The following is a 15,619-nucleotide window of genomic DNA, read 5'->3' as shown; positions in this document are numbered from 1 at the left end:
GCTCGTAGTATGATCTGGGCCATGCGAGCCGAACGCCTGGTCGCCCTGCTGTTCACGCTGCAGAGCAAGCGCAGTGCGACGATCGCCGAGCTGGCCGAGGCGCTGGAGGTGTCGGAGCGGACCATGCACCGCGACATCGCCGCGTTGCAGGCCACCGGCGTGCCCATCTGGACCGAACCAGGTCGCAACGGCGGCGTGCGGCTGGTCGACGGATGGCGCACCAGGCTGGACGGCCTGACCTCGCGGGAGGCCGTGGCGATCTTCGCGATGGGCGTCCCCCGGGCCCTGGCCGAACTGGGCCTGGGCACCGCCGTATCGGCCGCGCACGCCAAAGTGTCGGCCACGCTGCCAGCTCCGCTGCGCGACCATGCGCAGCACGTGGCGCAACGTTTCCACCTCGACGCCCCGGGTTGGTTCAAACGCGAGGAGGAAGCCGAGCACCTCGCCGACGTCGCGCGTGCGGTATGGGAGCAACAGCAGATCCGCATCACCTACGGCGAGCGCAAGGTCGAACGCGTACTCGACCCGCTCGGGCTCGTACTCAAAGCAGGTGTCTGGTACCTCGTCGCCCGCGTCGAGGGCAGCGTCCGGACCTATCGCGTCAGCCGGATCGCCACGGTCGAAGAACTCGACGCACGCTTCGACCGGCCAACGGACTTCGACCTGACGAGCTGGTGGCAACAGTCGTCGGCCCAGTTCGAACGCTCGCTGCAGCAGGTGAAAGTGCGCGTACGGCTCAGCCCGGTCGGTGTCCGCGCGCTGCCGGTCGTCGTCGACCCCGACGTGGCATCGCAGGCGCTGGCCGAGGCCCAGCCACCCGGCCCGGATGGCTGGACCGAGGTCGAACTGGGCCTGGAACGCCCGGACATCGCCGCGGGCCAGCTACTCGCCCTGGGCATCGAGGTGGAGGTGATCGAGCCGCAAGCCGTGCGGGCCGCCTTCGCGGACGCCGCACGGCGGATGTGGGACCGTCACCGGTAACCGGCCGGGTCCGGGTCCTTGCCCAAGTCCTGCACCTCGTCGATGTACCGCCAACAGTCCGGCCTGCTGCCGTCGACGTCGTCGATCTGGTAGATCTTCGCCAGCTGACCGCTGCTGAGCGTCTGACCGGAGAACCGCGTCTTGTCCGGGTCCGCCGCCAACGCCGCGACCGTGCGACCGGTGAACGTCGGCGTCTCCGAGATCACGAAGTACGGCACCTTCTTCGTCGCGTCACGCCAGTTGTCCTCAGTCACGCCGTACGCGTCCAGCATCGCCTCGGACCGCATCCATCCTGGTGTCACGGCGACGACAGTCGTGCCGTATTCCTTGGTCTGGAACGCCTCCCCTTTCACCAACGGATGCGACGTCGCCTTAGCCAAGTAGAAGCCCAACGACCCGTACGCGCGATAGTTGGCGTTGTACTCCTCCGTGCCATCGGTCATCTCCACGACAAGACCACCCGGGTTGCGGATGATCAGCGGGAACAGGTGGTGGCTTGTGATCAGGTGCGCGTCGATTCCCAGCCGGATCATCCGGAGTGTCTCGTTGAGCGGCTGCTCCCAGATCGACTTGCCCCAGCCGAGGTAGGCGTCGCCGCCCCAGATGCCGTCGACGAGGATGTCCAGCCGTCCGTGCTCCCGGTCGATCCGCTGGGCCAGGCCCTCGACCTGGTCACGTTCCAGGTGGTCGACCCGGATGGCCGTGCCCTTGCCACCCGCCTGTTCGATCAGCTCGAGCGTCTGCTCGATCGTCTCCGGACGGTCCACTTCGGAGCGGTTGGTGCCCGAGCTGCGGCCGGTGACATACACGAAAGCGCCGGCACGACCGAGTTCGACAGCGATCGCCCGGCTCGCGCCGCGGGTCCCGCCCGCGACCAACGCCACCTTGCCCTTGAGGTCTGTCATGGCTCCCAAGATGGACACGAACCCTGACAGGTGCTGACATGGTTCACGAAAACTACAAATGCAGTACTATTCACGGGTGCCTACCCGCCGTAACGAGATCCTGATCGGGGCCGTGTCCGTGCTGGCCAGGGGCGGGCCGCGGGCGCTCACCCACCTGTCCGTCGACGCCGCGGCCGAACTGCCCAAAGGCAGCACGTCCAACCACTTCCGCACCCGAGACGCGCTGATCCAAGGCGTGCTCGGGCATCTGGTGAAGACCGAGCAGTCGCTGCTGGGCGACCTGCTCGGCAAGGTCGAAGGCGTGGTCGACCGCGAGGCGTTCGCCCGCAGGCTGACCGACATGGTGCTGTACATGACCGACCAAGCGAGGGAGTTGACGCTGGCGCGGCGCGCGATCTTCCTTGAAGCCGCGTGGCGCCCGGAGATCGCGGATCAGATCCTGGGCTGGTCGGTGCGGTACTGGCAACTCGGTGGTCGCTGGCTGGACCGGCTGGGTTCGCCGGATCCAGAGGGGCATGCCCGGATCCTGCTGGCCTGTTTGGACGGTCTGATCACCGAGGTGCTCACGCGTCCGTTGCCCGCGCTGGACATCCAGCGGGCGACCCGGATCATCGTGGACGGGTTGCTGGACGAGCGCGAGGTTTCCTGAGTGGACTCGCCAGACCCGGTTCGCGCGGGTCCCTGCGACGCGCGGACACCGGGCCTGGCGAAAACTACCGGGTGCTCGGGTGACCGGATCGCCGCCAAGGTCCGGCCACCCGAGCGTCTCAGGTCGAGGCGTTTGACCGTCCCCTCAGGACGGTGTTCGCCCCGCTGTTGGCGACAATCGCGTTCTGGATCACGTCAAGCCCGCTGGACGAGCTGACGCCAGGCAACGTCGCCACGTTCACCGAGTACAGCGTGAACGTGTACGGGTTCGTGCTACCGCCAGGACACGGGCCGAAGTACTTCTGCGAATTCGCTCCGCTGCCCATGGCCTTTTGCTTGGCGCTGCCCTGGTTCGGCACGTTGAAGCCCGCGCCGAGGTTCTCCGGCAACGACTGCGTGGTCGCCGGGATGTCCCAGATGATCCAGTGCCGCTTGTTCCCGTTGTTCACGCGGTCAGAGAACACGATCGCGTAGCTCTTCGCGCTTGCCTCGGTTCCCCATGCCAGTGGCGGCGAGGGGTCCTGGCCCGCCGTGCCGTCGCCCGCGCACGTGTACTTCGCTGGAATCATCGCGTTGTCGGCGAATGCCGGACTGCTCAACGCGAAGTCACTGCCTCCGGTGTACTGGATGTCCACGTGCAGGATCCGGTCGTTGTTGGGGGTGCCGTCCTTGTCGGTCGACGTGGTCAGCCAGATGTCGCCCTGGTGGTCGACTTCGACCGTACGCAACCGGTTGTAGGTGTTCTGGAAGTACGTTTGCTGTTCGACCAGGTTGCTGCTGCTGTCGATGCGCATCCGGTAGACGCGTTGGCCGACCGTGGTCGCGACGAACACGTAGTCGTTGATGATGGTCAGGCCGCTGGGTGAGGCCTGGCTGGTCGACCACGTCTTCTTCGGTGCGATGAACCCGCCGCAGCTGCCTGATGTGCCTTCACAGCTGGGCCAGCCGTAGTTCCCGCCACGGGTGATCAGGTTGACCTCGTCCTGTGTGCTGGCACCGAATTCCGACGACCACAGGCGGCCCTGCGAGTCGAAGTCCAGGCCCTGCGGGTTGCGGTGTCCCTTGCTCCACACCGCGTTGCCGAACGGGTTGTCCGACGGGATCGTGCCGTCGGCGTTGATCCGCAGGATCTTTCCGTTGAGTGAGTTGTTGTTCTGCGCGCGGCTGGTGTCCTGCGCGTCCCCGGCCGTGGCGTAGAGCTTGCCGTCCGGGCCGAAGCGCAGGCGGCCGCCGTTGTGGAAGCGGCTCTTGCCGATGCCCTGCACCAGGATCTGGTACGAGCTCTGCACCAGCTGGCCGTTCTCGTACTTGATCCGGATGATCCGGTTGCCCTCGGACGCCGTGTGGTACACGTACACCCAGTTGTCCTGGGCGAACGTCGGCGAGAGCTCGATGCCGAGCAGGCCGCCTTCGCCACCGGTGCCGACTGCCTGCTCAATCTTGCCGGCCAGCTGTTTGGTTCCGCCTTCGGCGATCCGGTAGATGTTGAACGAGTTGCGCTCGCTGAACAATGCCGAACCGTCCGGCAGGAACGCGATCCCCCAGACGACGTCAACGCCGCTGGCGATCGTGGTCACTGGGCCGGGGTTCGGCACGCCGGTGTTCGGCGGTGCCTGATTTGTCCTTACTGTAACGCTGTTGCTAGCCGGGGACGCGTTGCCCGCAGCGTCCTTAGCCACAACCGTCCAGGTGTATTCGGTGTCGGGCTGCAGGCCGCCGACGTTCGCAGTCAACCCGCTGACTGTCTGTACCGTCTGCCCGTTACGTTGCACGTCGTAGGCGGTGACGGCGATGTTGTCGCTGGCCGCGTCCCACGCGAGCGCGGTCGTGTTATGGGTCTTGCCTGTGGAACGCAGGTTGGGTGGCGCCGTCGGCGGCTCGTTGTCCGGAACGTTCACGATCAGTTTGTCCACGTTCGGCCCGCCGTTGGCGGTCGTGGCCGTGGCGCGGATCTTGTTCTCGCCTGCCGCGAGGGTCGCCCGGGTGGTCTGGGTCTGCCAGGTCGTCCACGCTCCGGTTCCGTTGAACGCCAAGCCCGACGCGACAGCCGTGCCGTTGACCGTGACGTCCATCGGCCGGTTGACCGTCGTGCCGTTTGCGAACCGGAAGGTCAGGTCGACGGCCCCAGGTCCGTTGACCGTCCACTCGACATAACTGCCGGTCTGGTTGTTGTAGTTGACGAAACCACGGCCGGTGAACCCGGCGTGGTTGGACTCGACCACGCCTTGGACGATCGTCGCGTCCTCTGCTTCATAGTCGGCGAGCACGGCGGGCGCGGCAGCGGCGACAGGCGCTAACGCGAGCACCGTGACGCCGGCCGCGACGCAGGACAACGTCCCACGCCATCGGGAACGGGGTGCCACTGAAGCCTCCTACAGGGATTGTCGGGGCGGAGGTACTGCGGCGGAGTTCCTGAATTAGATAAGAAAGTTTCCTATCTATGAGGGGGATCACACACCCTTGGCGGACCCTCTGTCAATCCCTGTTACTCTTTGTAAAACCCCGGAGGTATCAATCCGTACGTACGGATTGCAATAAATACCCAGCACATGGGACGATTGTTCGATGCCACGGGTCAGCCAGGACCACCTCGACGCCCGCCGCCGCCAGATTCTGGACGGCGCGCGGACTTGTTTCGCGCGTTTCGGCTACGAAGGCGCCACCGTACGCAGGCTCGAAGAGGCCACCGGCCTGTCAAGGGGTGCGATCTTCCACCACTTCCGGGACAAGGAGTCCCTTTTCCTCGCGCTGGCCGAGGACGAGGCGCGCCGGATGGCCGACGTGGTCGCCCAACAGGGTCTCGTCCAGGTGATGCGCAACCTCCTGGCGGCGCCTGCCGGGCAGGATCACCCGGCCGACTGGCTGGGCACCCGGTTGGAGGTATCCCGGCGACTGCGCACCGATCCGGAGTTCCGCGGCCGCTGGGCCGAGCGCTCCGAGGCGTTGACCGAGGCGACCCGGCAGCGTCTGCAGCGGCAGCGCGAGGCCGGGAACCTGCGTGACGACGTCGACGTCAAGGTGCTGACCGCGTTCCTCGAGCTCGTGCTCGAAGGCCTGGTGTCGCACCTGGCCATGGGCCTGCCCGCGGACGACCTCGAGCCGGTGCTCGACCTGGTCGAGGAAAGCGTCCGCAGGCACCGGCGCAGCGTGGAGATCTCCGACTAGGCGGCGACCGTGGTCCGCAGTTGGTCCCACCACCAGGCGATTCCCGGTGGCGGAGTGAACGGCCCGACGACGTGGTCCGGATCATCCGTGACCGCGATGGTCGGGCGGTCCGGGCGGCGGTAGCGGGCGGTGTTGACCGACCAGTCGAGGTTTCCCCGGATCCACGCGGAAAGCCCGCCGATGTACCGCATGGTCTCCGGCCCTGCCACGACCTGGTCGCGCAGCCGCAGGAACAGATCCAGCACGGCGTCGCGAAAAGCCACGGCCTCCGGCAAAGCCTCGCCCGGGCTGACCCCGCGTTCGTGTGCGATCACGTCCACGAGGTTGAGTTTGTCGCCGCTGCGTTTGTGTTCCTTGTAATACGAGGCGATGTCGTTGTCCCAGCCGACCAGTGAACACGCCATTTCCATCAGTGCCCGTACGTCGGGCTGGTCGATTTCGTCAGCCGGAACTTCATATCCCTCAGCGATGTCCAGGGTCATCGCACAGACTTCCATGCTGCCGTTGCGAATCCGTGCGACGGCGTACTGGTCGATCGTGGGCATCGTGTTCGTGCTGCGGTACGCCGCTTCCCAGACCTGATACCCCAAATAGCCCTTCATTGCCTGCACCCAGCGAGCCGTCGGCGCGGGCGTGGTCAACGTGTCGAGGCGTTGGCGCAGATCGGCGAGGGCACGGGCGAGCGGGCTCCTCGAAGTGGTGCGGCCGGTCTCGGCGATCCGGATCATCTCGGCGACCAGCATGGCCATTGTGGACGGACTGTGGCTGTACCGGCCTTCGTCGCAGTAGGCGTCGTCGAAGGCGAACAGCCACATCAGGCTGTCGGTCGAGAACTGCGCGCCGGGCGGGTCGACGGAGGTCAGAATCGTCCGTCCGGCCAGCTCACCGGCGATGATGCTGTGCAGCCTGCCCTGTTCGCGTTGTTCACCGTCGAGGTCGAAGCTTTCCATCCAGGCCACCGTGTCGCGTTCCCACTGCCGCCAGTCCGGGTGGATACCGGGCGGCATCGGGCACCACAGCACAGTCGTCTCAGTGATGTCCATAGTGGTCTCTTTCAGTGATCGCGGGATGTGATCATGCGGGCCAGTTCGTGCAACGCGATGGCGGCGTCCTGCTGGCAGTCCGCCAAATTGTCCAGCGCGGCTGCCATTTCCTCATCCGCCTTGGCTCGCGCCCAGTCGCGCCCTCCCGATTGTTCCACCAATCGAGCGGCCCGCGCTGGATCGAAATCCTCGAACTGCTGGTACAGATCGAAAAGCTCCTCCCCCGCCGCCGTTGCGGAGTTCAACGCGGCAACGACGGGCAAGGACTTCTTGCGGCGCACCAAATCGGCGTGCACGGGCTTGCCGGTGACCGCCGGATCGCCCCAGATTCCCAGCAGATCGTCGACGAGCTGGAACGCCATACCGAGGTGACGGCCGAACGACTGCAACTTTCGTGCCCGGCGGCTGTCTCCGCCGCCAAGCAGCGCGCCAAGCGTGCACGCGCACGCGAGCAACGACCCAGTCTTGAAGGACACCATCTTGCAGCACTCGGCCAGCGAAACCCGGTCGCGCTGCTCGAATTCCACGTCCCACGACTGCCCCTGGCACAGCTCGACGACGCACCGGCTGAGCACTTCGACGGCAGGCGCGTTGTGCGAGACGGTCAACGTCGCCAGCGCCAGCATCGCGTCACCGGCCAGGATCGCGTCGGCGACGCCGAACACCGTCCACGCGGTCGGCCGGTGGCGGCGGACCGGGTCGTGATCCATCACATCGTCGTGCAGCAACGAGAAGTTGTGCACAAGTTCGACCCCCACCGCGGCGGGCACAGCCGCGGTGGGGTCTCCGCCGGACGCCTGCGCTGCGAGGAGTGCCAGCGCGGGGCGAACGGCCTTACCGGCGACGGTGCCGGGAGTCGGTGCGCCGGTGGAGTCCCACCAGCCGAAGTGGTATCCGGCGATCCGGCGCATGGACGACGGCAGCTTGGCGACACAGTCACGCAGCGCCGGATCGGTCATTTCCCGGCTCCACGCCAGGACCTCCGTGGCGGAGGACAGCTGAACCGTCCCGTTAGAAGTCATCACGGGCCACCAACCGGACCTTGAGGTCGCGCGGCGTGAGCAGCAGCGACATCCGCTCGAGCGGCCGGATCCGCGTCCCTGCCGGTTCGACACGCCACTTCGCCGCGATCAGTGCGAGCACCAGCGGTGCCTCGACCATGGTGAACGTGTCACCGATGCACTTGCGCGGACCTTCACCGAACGGCACGAACGAGCCCTTGACCGGGCGTTTCGCGTGCCGATCCGGGTCGAACCGGTCCGGGTCGTCGAACAGGTCACTGCGGTTGCCCAGCAGGAACGGGCTGTAGATGACCGTGCTGCCTGCCGGGATGTGCACGCCGCCGAGCATGCTGTCCTTGGTGGTCATCCGGGTCAGCAGCCAGCCAGGCGGGTACATCCGCAGCGACTCGCTGATGATGCCCTTGGCGTAGGGCATCTTCGCGAGATCCTCCAGGGTCGGTGACGGCCCGATGGCGTCGACTTCGGCGTGCAGCCTGTCCTGGATCTCTGGGTGCAGGGCGAGCACGCACAGTGCCCAGCCCAGCGTTGAGGCCACGGTCTCCACGCCACCGAGGAAGAGCGTGACGACCTGGTTGGAGATCTCCTCCTCCGACAACGCACCGCCGTCCTCGTCGCGAGCCAGCAGCATCGACATCAGATCCTGGTGGTCCACACCCGCCGCGCGGTAGTCGCTGATCAATTGATCGGTGATCTCCCGGATTCGTTTTCTCGCGCGGTCGTAGCGGATCTTCGATCGGGTCGGCAGCTTGTCGAGCGGAGGTGGGATGAGCATGCGTTTACCGGCACCGGTCATGATTTCGTTCAGCGCGTCATAAGCGTCTTCGATCAGCGCGGCCGACGCGGGCGCGGCGAACATCGTCCGGGCGGCGATCTTCGTGGTGATGGCCTGCATGGCGGCGTACACATCGAGCACTTGACCGTGTTGCCAGGAATTGGTGACAACGACGGTTTCCGTTTTCATCAACTCCGCGTAGTGGGTGAGCCTATTCGGGTGAAACGCGGGCTGCATGAGCCGTCGCTGCCGCCGGTGTTCTCCCCGTGGGCATGTGGACACGCTTTCCCCGATGAACTCGCGCAGCCGGTCGACGAACGGCCCGCCCTTGTCGAAGACCCGGTCGTTGACCAGGACCTGATGCGTCAGCTCCGCGTTGCAGACCAGGTAGGCCCTGCTGGTGCCGAGCCGGATCCGGACAAGATCTCCCTGATCGGGCAAGGACATCAGGAACCCGCGTGGATCGCGCAGCAACTTGCCGACGTGACCGAGGACCGGCAGCGCGCCTTTTGCCTCGGCGAACGTGAATGGGCTGGTCATTGTGGCCGTCATGGCGCGAGTGTGGACTGGCCGGAATCGCCGGGTCCATGTCTCGTTCTGCCGCACGGAACACGCCGGTCGACCGGCGGTCAACATCCGCTCGCAAAGTGGACAAACGCGCTCTAGGCTCGGCTCGCGACTTTTCTCTCCCTTTCCCGGGTGGTGGAGATGCGACGCGGCAAGAACCGGCAGTCACGACCAGTGGACGGCGGGCGCCTGGCCACCGGGTTGACCGTTGTCGCGGCATTCGGATTCGTTCTGCTGATGCCGCCGTTGCTCTCCGCTTTCAGCACCGGTGGTCAGATTTTCGGTCTTCCGGTGGTGTGGGTCTATCTGTTCGTGGTGTGGGCGGTGATCATCGGGGTGGTCGCCGTACTTGTCGGAAAGTCAGGATGACGTGGTGTTGCAGACCTGGGTCGTGGTCGCGGCCTCGATCGCCTACCTGGGCATTCTGTTCGCGGTGGCGTTCTACGGCGACCGGCGCGCCGACTCCGGCCGCAGCGTGATCAACTCGGGCACAACGTATGCGTTATCCCTGGCGGTTTTCGCCACCTCATGGACGTACTACGGCAGCGTCGGCCGCGCGGCGACCGACGGCTTCGGCTTCCTCACCACGTATCTGGGTCCGACGCTGATGATGGCGTTGGGCTGGCTGGTGTTACGGCGGATCATCCGGATCAGCAAACGCAACCGGATCACCTCGATGGCCGACTTCATCTCCGCGCGCTACGGCAAAAGCAGCTCGCTCGGCGGGCTGGTCACGGTCATCGCGGCGATCGGCATCGTGCCGTACATCGCGCTGCAGCTCAAAGCGGTCTCGGCGACGTTCGAGATCATCAGGGGCCAGCCAACGGCCGGGCACGTGCCGGTGTTCCAGGACACCGCGCTGTACGTGGCACTGTTGCTCGCCGGGTTCACAATCCTGTTCGGCACAAGGCATCTGGACGCCACCGAACGACACGAAGGCATGGTGGCGGCCATCGCGTTCGAGTCGGTGGTCAAGCTGGTCGCGTTCGTCGCGGCCGGCATTTTCGTCACTTTCGGCCTCTACGGCGGCTTCGGCGACCTGTTCAGCCAAGCCGCGCGGGCAAATCTGTCCACATTGTTCACACTCGGCGAACAGACCGGGACGTGGGCGTGGCTGATCGTGTTGGCCGCGTTGGCAAGCCTGTTGCTGCCGAGGCAGTGGCAGATCGGTGTGGTGGAGAACGTCGACGAGCGGCACCTCAAGCGGGCGATGTGGATGTTCCCGCTGTACCTGCTGGTCATCAACATCTTCGTGCTGCCGATCGCCGCGGGAGGGTTGCTACGCCTGGGATCCGAGGTCAACCCGGACACGTACGTGCTGACTCTGCCGATGGACGCCGGACAGGGCGCGTTGACGTTGCTCGTGTTCATCGGCGGGCTCAGCGCGGCCACCGGGATGATCATCGTCGAGATGGTCGCGTTGAGCACGATGGTCTCCAACTCGCTGGTGATGCCGGCCTTGCTGCGCGGCGCGCCGAAGTTCGTGCAGCGCCGCGACCTCGCCAAGCTGATCCTGTTCGTCCGCAGGGCCACGATCGTCCTGGTGATGCTGGCCGGGTACGCGTTCTTCCGCTTCGCCGGTGAGGGCTCGGCGCTGGTGTCGATCGGGTTGGTTTCCTTCGCCGCGATGGCCCAGTTCGCGCCCGCGGTCCTCGGCGGGTTGTTCTGGAAGGGCGGGACACGCGACGGCGCGCTCGTCGGCCTGGTCGCCGGGTTCACGGTGTGGGCGTACACCTTGTTGTTGCCCGCTTGGCTGCCGGACACGTTCCTGCGCGACGGCCCGTTCGGGATTTCCGCGCTGCGTCCGCAGCAGTTGTTCGGCATCAGCGGGATGGACAGCGTCAGCCACGCGATGTTCTGGAGCATGCTCGTGAACATCGGCGGGTACGTGTGTGTTTCGCTGATACAGCGACCGAATGTCGCCGAACGCGCACAGGCTGTGTTGTTCGTCGACGCGCTCGCCGACCCCGCGGAACCCCGGGCATGGCACCGCGCGGTCACGATCGGTGAGTTGCGTTCGTTGTTGGAGCGGTTTGGACGGACAATCGACGGACCGTCGAACGCCGACGCGGATCCCGAGCAGATCCGGCAGGCCGAGACCGAACTGGCCGGGTCGATCGGCATCGCGTCCGCGCGGATCATGATCGCGTCGGTGGCCGGCGAGGAACGGCTGGGCGTCGAGGAGGTGATGGAGATGATCGACGAGGCCTCGCAGGTCGCGACACTGGAGGAACGCCACCGGCTGGCCCGTGAGCTGCACGACTCGGTCTCCCAGGCACTGTTCTCGATGACGCTCTACACCCGCGCGGTCGAACTCGCCGCACAGAAGGAAGGCGCCGACCCCGACGGTCCTGTCGCGCGTGGCCTGGCCGAGCTGCGCAACCTCACCCAGGGCGCGTTGGCGGAGATGCGTGGCGCGTTGTTCCAGCTGCGGCCGGACACGCTGCACGAGGAAGGCCTGGTGTCCGCGATCCGCAAGGGCGCGTCGGCGATCGCGGTACGGGAGAACCTGCGGGTCGAGGTCATCGCGCCGGAGGAACGCCTACCGCTCAGCGCTTTCCGCGAAGAAGAGCTGTTCCGTGTGGTGCAGGAAGCGATGCACAACTGCGTGAAGCACGCCAGCCCGAGCCGGATCGAGGTTCGGCTGTCACTCGACGGCGACCTGCTGATCGAGGTGGCCGACGACGGTACCGGCTTCGACCCGTCCGCACCGCACATCGCCGGGCTCGGCCTGACCGGGATGCGCGAGCGGATGCGCCGGATCGGCGGCCAGCTGGTGATCGACAGCCGTCCGGCCGGACCGACCACTGTCCGTCTGGTGGTGCCGGACGCTGCCAAGCCTGACGCGACGGAGATGCAGGAGCGCGCACGATGAGCCCGATCCGGGTGTTCCTTGTCGACGACCACGCGGTGGTCCGGCGGGGCATGCGCGCGTTCTTCGAGATGCTCGACGACATCGAGGTACAGGGCGAGGCCGCCGACGGCCAGGCGGCCCTTGACCAGCTCGCCATCGCCGCCGCCGCGGGTGATCTGCCTGACGTCGTGCTGATGGACCTGCTCATGCCCCGCCTGGACGGCATCGCGGCGACCAAGGCGATCAAACAGCGGTATCCGGGAGTCGAAGTCGTCGCGTTGACCAGCTTCAGCGAGGCAGAACGCGTCCACGTCGCGCTGGAAGCGGGCGCGGCGGGCTACCTGTTGAAGGACGCCGAGGCAGACCAGGTCGGTGCCGCGGTGCGTGCGGCCAAACGCGGCCAGGTCCACCTCGATCCCGCCGTCGCCCGCACGTTGACCCGGTCGCTGGTCTCGCCACACCGCACGGCGACCGCACTTACCCCACGGGAACGGGAAATCCTCATCCTTGTCGCAAAAGGACAGTCCAATAAGGACATCGCGGACGCCTTGATGATCAGTGAACGCACCGCGCGCACACACGTCAGCAACGTGCTGTCCAAACTGGGCCTGACCTCACGAACCCAGGCCGCTCTATGGGCTGTCCGAGAGGGACTCGTCACAGGGCCATGAGGCCCTAGGATCAGAAGCATGCTCACCGACGAACAAGTGGCGGCTCGTACCGACCGGGCGCGGGACGCCGCGGCCGACGCGGGCCGCGACCTCGGGCTCACGGTCACCGAGCCACAGGTCCTGTACAACGTGTTCTCCGTCATCGTGCACCTGAAGCCCTCACCGGTTGTGGTGCGCGTGCCGACGGTTCTCCCGTCGTGGCAGACGGCTGAGGAGCAGACACGCAGCCAGCAGCGGGAACTGGAGGTGGCCGGGTGGCTGGCGGACAAGGGCCATCCCGTTGTCCCGCCGAGCCCGCTCGTCGCGCGTGAGCCGGTGAGCCGCGACGGGTTCTCCATGACGTTCTGGCAGTTCGTCGAGCAAGCCGAAGGCGTGGAGATCAGCGTGGAGCGATCCGCGCAAGTCTCCGCACAGTTGCACAAGGCGCTCCGGGACTACCCCGGCGACCTGCCGTTCATGGACTTCCTCGACCCGTTCATGGACAAGTCCTTCGAGTTCCTCGCCGACCGGCCCGACCTGGTCGAGCCCGCCGACCTGCAGCGCGCGGTCAAGGAGTGGCAGGCGGTCAAGCCGACAGTCACCGACGAGGCCGCGTTCGCCAAGGAGTTCCCGCAGGCCGAAGTGCGGCCCATCCACGGTGATTCGCCGGTCTACAACCTGATCGCCACACCGCAGGGCGAGCTGTGCTCGGACTTCGAGCTGGTCACCCGCGGCCCGGTCGAGTGGGATATGGCTTTCGTCGGCCCGGAGGCCGAGCAGGCGTACGCCGCGGAGGCCGGAAAGCCTTTGGACGAGCGCTTGCTGCGTCTGATGGAAGGCATCCGGATGCTTCAGCTCGTTGCCTGTTACGCACAGGTCCCGGACATGCCATCGCTCGGCGAGGGCATGCGGCCCGCGTTGGAGATGTGGCGCTCCACGAAGCCGGTCACCGCCTGGATCTAGGTCGCATGCCGGGCCCGGGCGACGATCGGGCCCGGCATGCGCATTACGCGACGCTGGCGCGTTTCGACGCCAGGACAACGGAAGCCGCCCGTGCCGCACGGCGCAGCCGTTCGACGACAGCCTCCGGCTGGAAGCGTCCCGCGGGACCGCTGATCGAGATCGCGGCGATCGCACGGCCCTTCGCGTTCACCAACGGCGCGGCGACACACTTCACTTCAGGATGGGTCTCCCCACGGTCGTAGGCGAGGCCATGCCGCCGCACGGTCGTGAGTTCGGCGGCGAGCCGCAACGGCTGCACGATGGTCGCCGGCGTGAACATCGCCAACTCGGACGTCAGAATCGCCCGCTGCGTCGCCATCGGTGAATACGCCAGCAAAACCTTGCCCAGTGCGGTCGAATGAGCCGGGAGCAGGCCGCCGACCCGCGAGCACACCGGCGCGCGGCGGTGCCCGTAGATCTTCTCCACACAGTGGATGTCCACGCCGTCAAGGACTCCCAAGTGGATGGTCTCGTGCGTCAGCTCGTACAGGTCCTGCAGGAACGGCAGGCTGACCTCGCGCAGGTAGGTCGGGATCCCCGCACTCAGCACGCCGGAGATACCCCGGATCCGGTTGCCTAACCGGTAAGTGCCTGCGAGGCGTTCGACCACGCCTGCCGCTTCGAGGATGCCGAGCAGCCGATGGCTGGTCGACTTGGGCAACCCGGTTCTGCGGGAAAGCTCGGACACACCAAGGGTCTCGCCCCGGTGGTCCCAGCCCTCCAAAATCGTGAACGCCTTCGCGACCACGCCTGTGGCCTGCACTGCTGTGTCGCTCAAAGTCATCGTCTGCACACCTCTGCTTGATCAGGCCGCCTTCGCGGCGGCGAGGCTTGCCTGGCATGCGGCCAAAAGCCGGACGGTGGCGGCACTACTTCCTCCGCCGCAGCGCGGACAACGCATTGCTACGGTCCGCGCCAGTTCGTCGACGGTGACGGTCAAGACCATTGCGCAGTCACGGCACCAGCGGTGACGCGTGACTGGGTGAGCATGCAGTGGCGATGACACACATTGATGGATCCACTTGCCGTGCACATGGCACGTGAGCCGGTCATCAGGGGACAGCCGCTCGGCTCGTTCCGCCTCGTCCTCGGCGGCGAGCCGGCCGGCCAGCGCGGCCGTCACGCCGCCTGCTCGGTCCGGCACGAGGCAGCACGCAGTTCAAGCCTGCGGGCGTGCTCGTAGCTCGCTGCGGCGTACGCACGTTCCTGTGCCGCGTCGTGACCTGCGCATTCGGCGAGCCGTTCGTGCATCCGGCCCTTTGCCCGATACCACTCGGCGACCGTCTCGTCCGGTGCTCCGGGCTGAGGGCGCTGGTAGAACAGCTTGGTCATCTCGATCATCGCGTTCATCTCAGCCTCCCAGCGATGACAGTGCTCCACATCACGCCGGGATACATCGGACAGTCGACCGAACCTGTCCGATCCGTTGCGGCAATGTCGAATATGACTCGTGTCGCGTTCGGGCTACGTCATCTGACGTAGGGCATCAAGCAGGAACTCGGGCACACTCGCCTTGTCGAGGAACCGCGACGCACCCGCGGCCAGGGCACTCTGCCGCACGGCAAGATCAAGACTGATCGCCACAACCGGGACTTTGAGCTCCATGAGCTCACGCAACAGCGCCAACCCGTCGTCGATGCCCGGCAGGTGCATATCGACAACGGCGACATGTGGCGCCAACGTCCGGGCGATCTCCAACGCGGCTGCGGACCCGGCAGCCTCACCGACGACGTCGAATCCGGCATTCGCATCGAGGAAAGCGCGCAGCGCCGACCGGACCCGCAGGTCGTCGTCGACTATCAGCACCCGGATCATCGTTCCCATTTCACGCCCGGGAGCAGACGCCGAACCAGGACCCGATGACCCGGATCGATCGCGACAAATGACGTAGCCACGGAGTCAGCGGTCGGAAAACCCGTCGCTCGCGCCAGTCCCGGAGCTCTACAGTCCCCCGAACTCGATGAAGGAGGCTGTCATGGACGAGGTGTTGTTTTGAGCGGACCAGCAAGC

At 66.3% G+C, this 15,619-nt stretch carries 16 protein-coding genes; 7 read left to right on the top strand and 9 right to left on the bottom strand.

The window, feature by feature from the left end; genetic code table 11:
- Positions 1–21: 21 nt before the first annotated feature.
- Entirely contained in the window at positions 22–981 is a 960-nt protein-coding gene (locus B9C43_RS04010; protein ID WP_033393435.1) for a helix-turn-helix transcriptional regulator, read from the top strand.
- Here the strand turns inward: B9C43_RS04010 and B9C43_RS04005 are convergent.
- Positions 972–1,886, bottom strand: coding sequence for an SDR family oxidoreductase (locus tag B9C43_RS04005; RefSeq protein WP_084424655.1), 915 nt, complete (start codon positions 1,884–1,886; stop codon positions 972–974). The genes B9C43_RS04010 and B9C43_RS04005 overlap by 10 nt on opposite strands.
- A 76-nt stretch (positions 1,887–1,962) precedes the next feature.
- On the opposite strand from B9C43_RS04005, the gene B9C43_RS04000 reads away from it, so the two are divergent.
- A complete protein-coding gene (locus B9C43_RS04000) occupies positions 1,963–2,535 on the top strand; it encodes a TetR/AcrR family transcriptional regulator (RefSeq protein ID WP_143446101.1) in 573 nt (190 codons plus the stop codon).
- Between the two features lie 118 nt (positions 2,536–2,653).
- On the opposite strand, the gene B9C43_RS03995 is transcribed toward B9C43_RS04000, so the two are convergent.
- Positions 2,654–4,897, bottom strand: a complete 2,244-nt coding sequence (locus B9C43_RS03995) for a PQQ-dependent sugar dehydrogenase (RefSeq protein WP_084424653.1) — start codon at positions 4,895–4,897, stop codon at positions 2,654–2,656.
- 202 nt (positions 4,898–5,099) lie between these two features.
- On the opposite strand from B9C43_RS03995, the gene B9C43_RS03990 reads away from it, so the two are divergent.
- On the top strand, positions 5,100–5,699 hold the full coding sequence (locus B9C43_RS03990) for a TetR/AcrR family transcriptional regulator (RefSeq protein WP_033394039.1): 600 nt from the start codon (positions 5,100–5,102) through the stop codon (positions 5,697–5,699).
- Here B9C43_RS03990 and B9C43_RS03985 read toward each other — a convergent pair.
- The 3 genes from B9C43_RS03985 to B9C43_RS03975 are packed head-to-tail and all read right to left on the bottom strand — an operon-like array spanning position 5,696 to position 9,088.
- Complete coding sequence (locus B9C43_RS03985; protein WP_084424651.1) at positions 5,696–6,742, bottom strand: terpene synthase family protein; 1,047 nt, start codon at positions 6,740–6,742, stop codon at positions 5,696–5,698. The two genes, B9C43_RS03990 and B9C43_RS03985, sit on opposite strands and share 4 nt — an antisense overlap.
- Positions 6,743–6,753: 11 nt before the next feature.
- Complete coding sequence (locus B9C43_RS03980; RefSeq protein WP_084424650.1) at positions 6,754–7,764, bottom strand: family 2 encapsulin nanocompartment cargo protein polyprenyl transferase; 1,011 nt, start codon at positions 7,762–7,764, stop codon at positions 6,754–6,756.
- Positions 7,754–9,088: a cytochrome P450 gene (locus B9C43_RS03975; RefSeq protein ID WP_160096305.1), complete on the bottom strand. Its 1,335-nt coding sequence runs from the start codon at positions 9,086–9,088 to the stop codon at positions 7,754–7,756. Before B9C43_RS03975 ends, B9C43_RS03980 begins: the two co-directional genes overlap by 11 nt.
- A 156-nt stretch (positions 9,089–9,244) precedes the next feature.
- On the opposite strand from B9C43_RS03975, the gene B9C43_RS03970 reads away from it, so the two are divergent.
- The 4 genes from B9C43_RS03970 to B9C43_RS03955 are packed head-to-tail and all read left to right on the top strand — an operon-like array spanning position 9,245 to position 13,570.
- The gene (locus B9C43_RS03970) at positions 9,245–9,472 is read left to right on the top strand and encodes a hypothetical protein (protein WP_033394036.1); all 228 of its coding nucleotides are present in this window, start codon (positions 9,245–9,247) and stop codon (positions 9,470–9,472) included.
- Between the two features lie 4 nt (positions 9,473–9,476).
- The gene (locus B9C43_RS03965; RefSeq protein ID WP_084425573.1) at positions 9,477–11,978 is read left to right on the top strand and encodes a histidine kinase; all 2,502 of its coding nucleotides are present in this window, start codon (positions 9,477–9,479) and stop codon (positions 11,976–11,978) included.
- Positions 11,975–12,628, top strand: coding sequence for a response regulator (locus B9C43_RS03960; protein ID WP_033394034.1), 654 nt, complete (start codon positions 11,975–11,977; stop codon positions 12,626–12,628). Before B9C43_RS03965 ends, B9C43_RS03960 begins: the two co-directional genes overlap by 4 nt.
- 18 nt (positions 12,629–12,646) lie before the next feature.
- The gene (locus B9C43_RS03955) at positions 12,647–13,570 is read left to right on the top strand and encodes a phosphotransferase (protein WP_084424646.1); all 924 of its coding nucleotides are present in this window, start codon (positions 12,647–12,649) and stop codon (positions 13,568–13,570) included.
- Positions 13,571–13,613: 43 nt separating this feature from the next.
- On the opposite strand, the gene B9C43_RS03950 is transcribed toward B9C43_RS03955, so the two are convergent.
- From B9C43_RS03950 to B9C43_RS03935, 4 genes are all read right to left on the bottom strand, one after another.
- Entirely contained in the window at positions 13,614–14,393 is a 780-nt protein-coding gene (locus B9C43_RS03950) for an IclR family transcriptional regulator (RefSeq protein WP_143446100.1), read from the bottom strand.
- A gap of 21 nt (positions 14,394–14,414) precedes the next feature.
- Positions 14,415–14,732, bottom strand: a complete 318-nt coding sequence (locus B9C43_RS03945; RefSeq protein WP_235038421.1) for a hypothetical protein — start codon at positions 14,730–14,732, stop codon at positions 14,415–14,417.
- Positions 14,729–14,959 carry a hypothetical protein gene (locus B9C43_RS03940; RefSeq protein WP_084424640.1) on the bottom strand — a complete coding sequence of 77 codons (231 nt, stop codon included), beginning with the start codon at positions 14,957–14,959 and terminating at the stop codon, positions 14,729–14,731. The genes B9C43_RS03945 and B9C43_RS03940 overlap by 4 nt, the downstream gene beginning before the upstream one ends.
- 114 nt (positions 14,960–15,073) lie before the next feature.
- Positions 15,074–15,424: a response regulator gene (locus B9C43_RS03935; protein WP_160096303.1), complete on the bottom strand. Its 351-nt coding sequence runs from the start codon at positions 15,422–15,424 to the stop codon at positions 15,074–15,076.
- Between the last annotated feature and the right edge of the window lie 195 nt (positions 15,425–15,619).

The sequence above is a fragment of the Kibdelosporangium aridum genome (assembly GCF_900176515.1).
Classification (GTDB): domain Bacteria; phylum Actinomycetota; class Actinomycetes; order Mycobacteriales; family Pseudonocardiaceae; genus Kibdelosporangium; species Kibdelosporangium aridum.
This window is presented reverse-complemented; position numbering and strand designations above follow the sequence as displayed.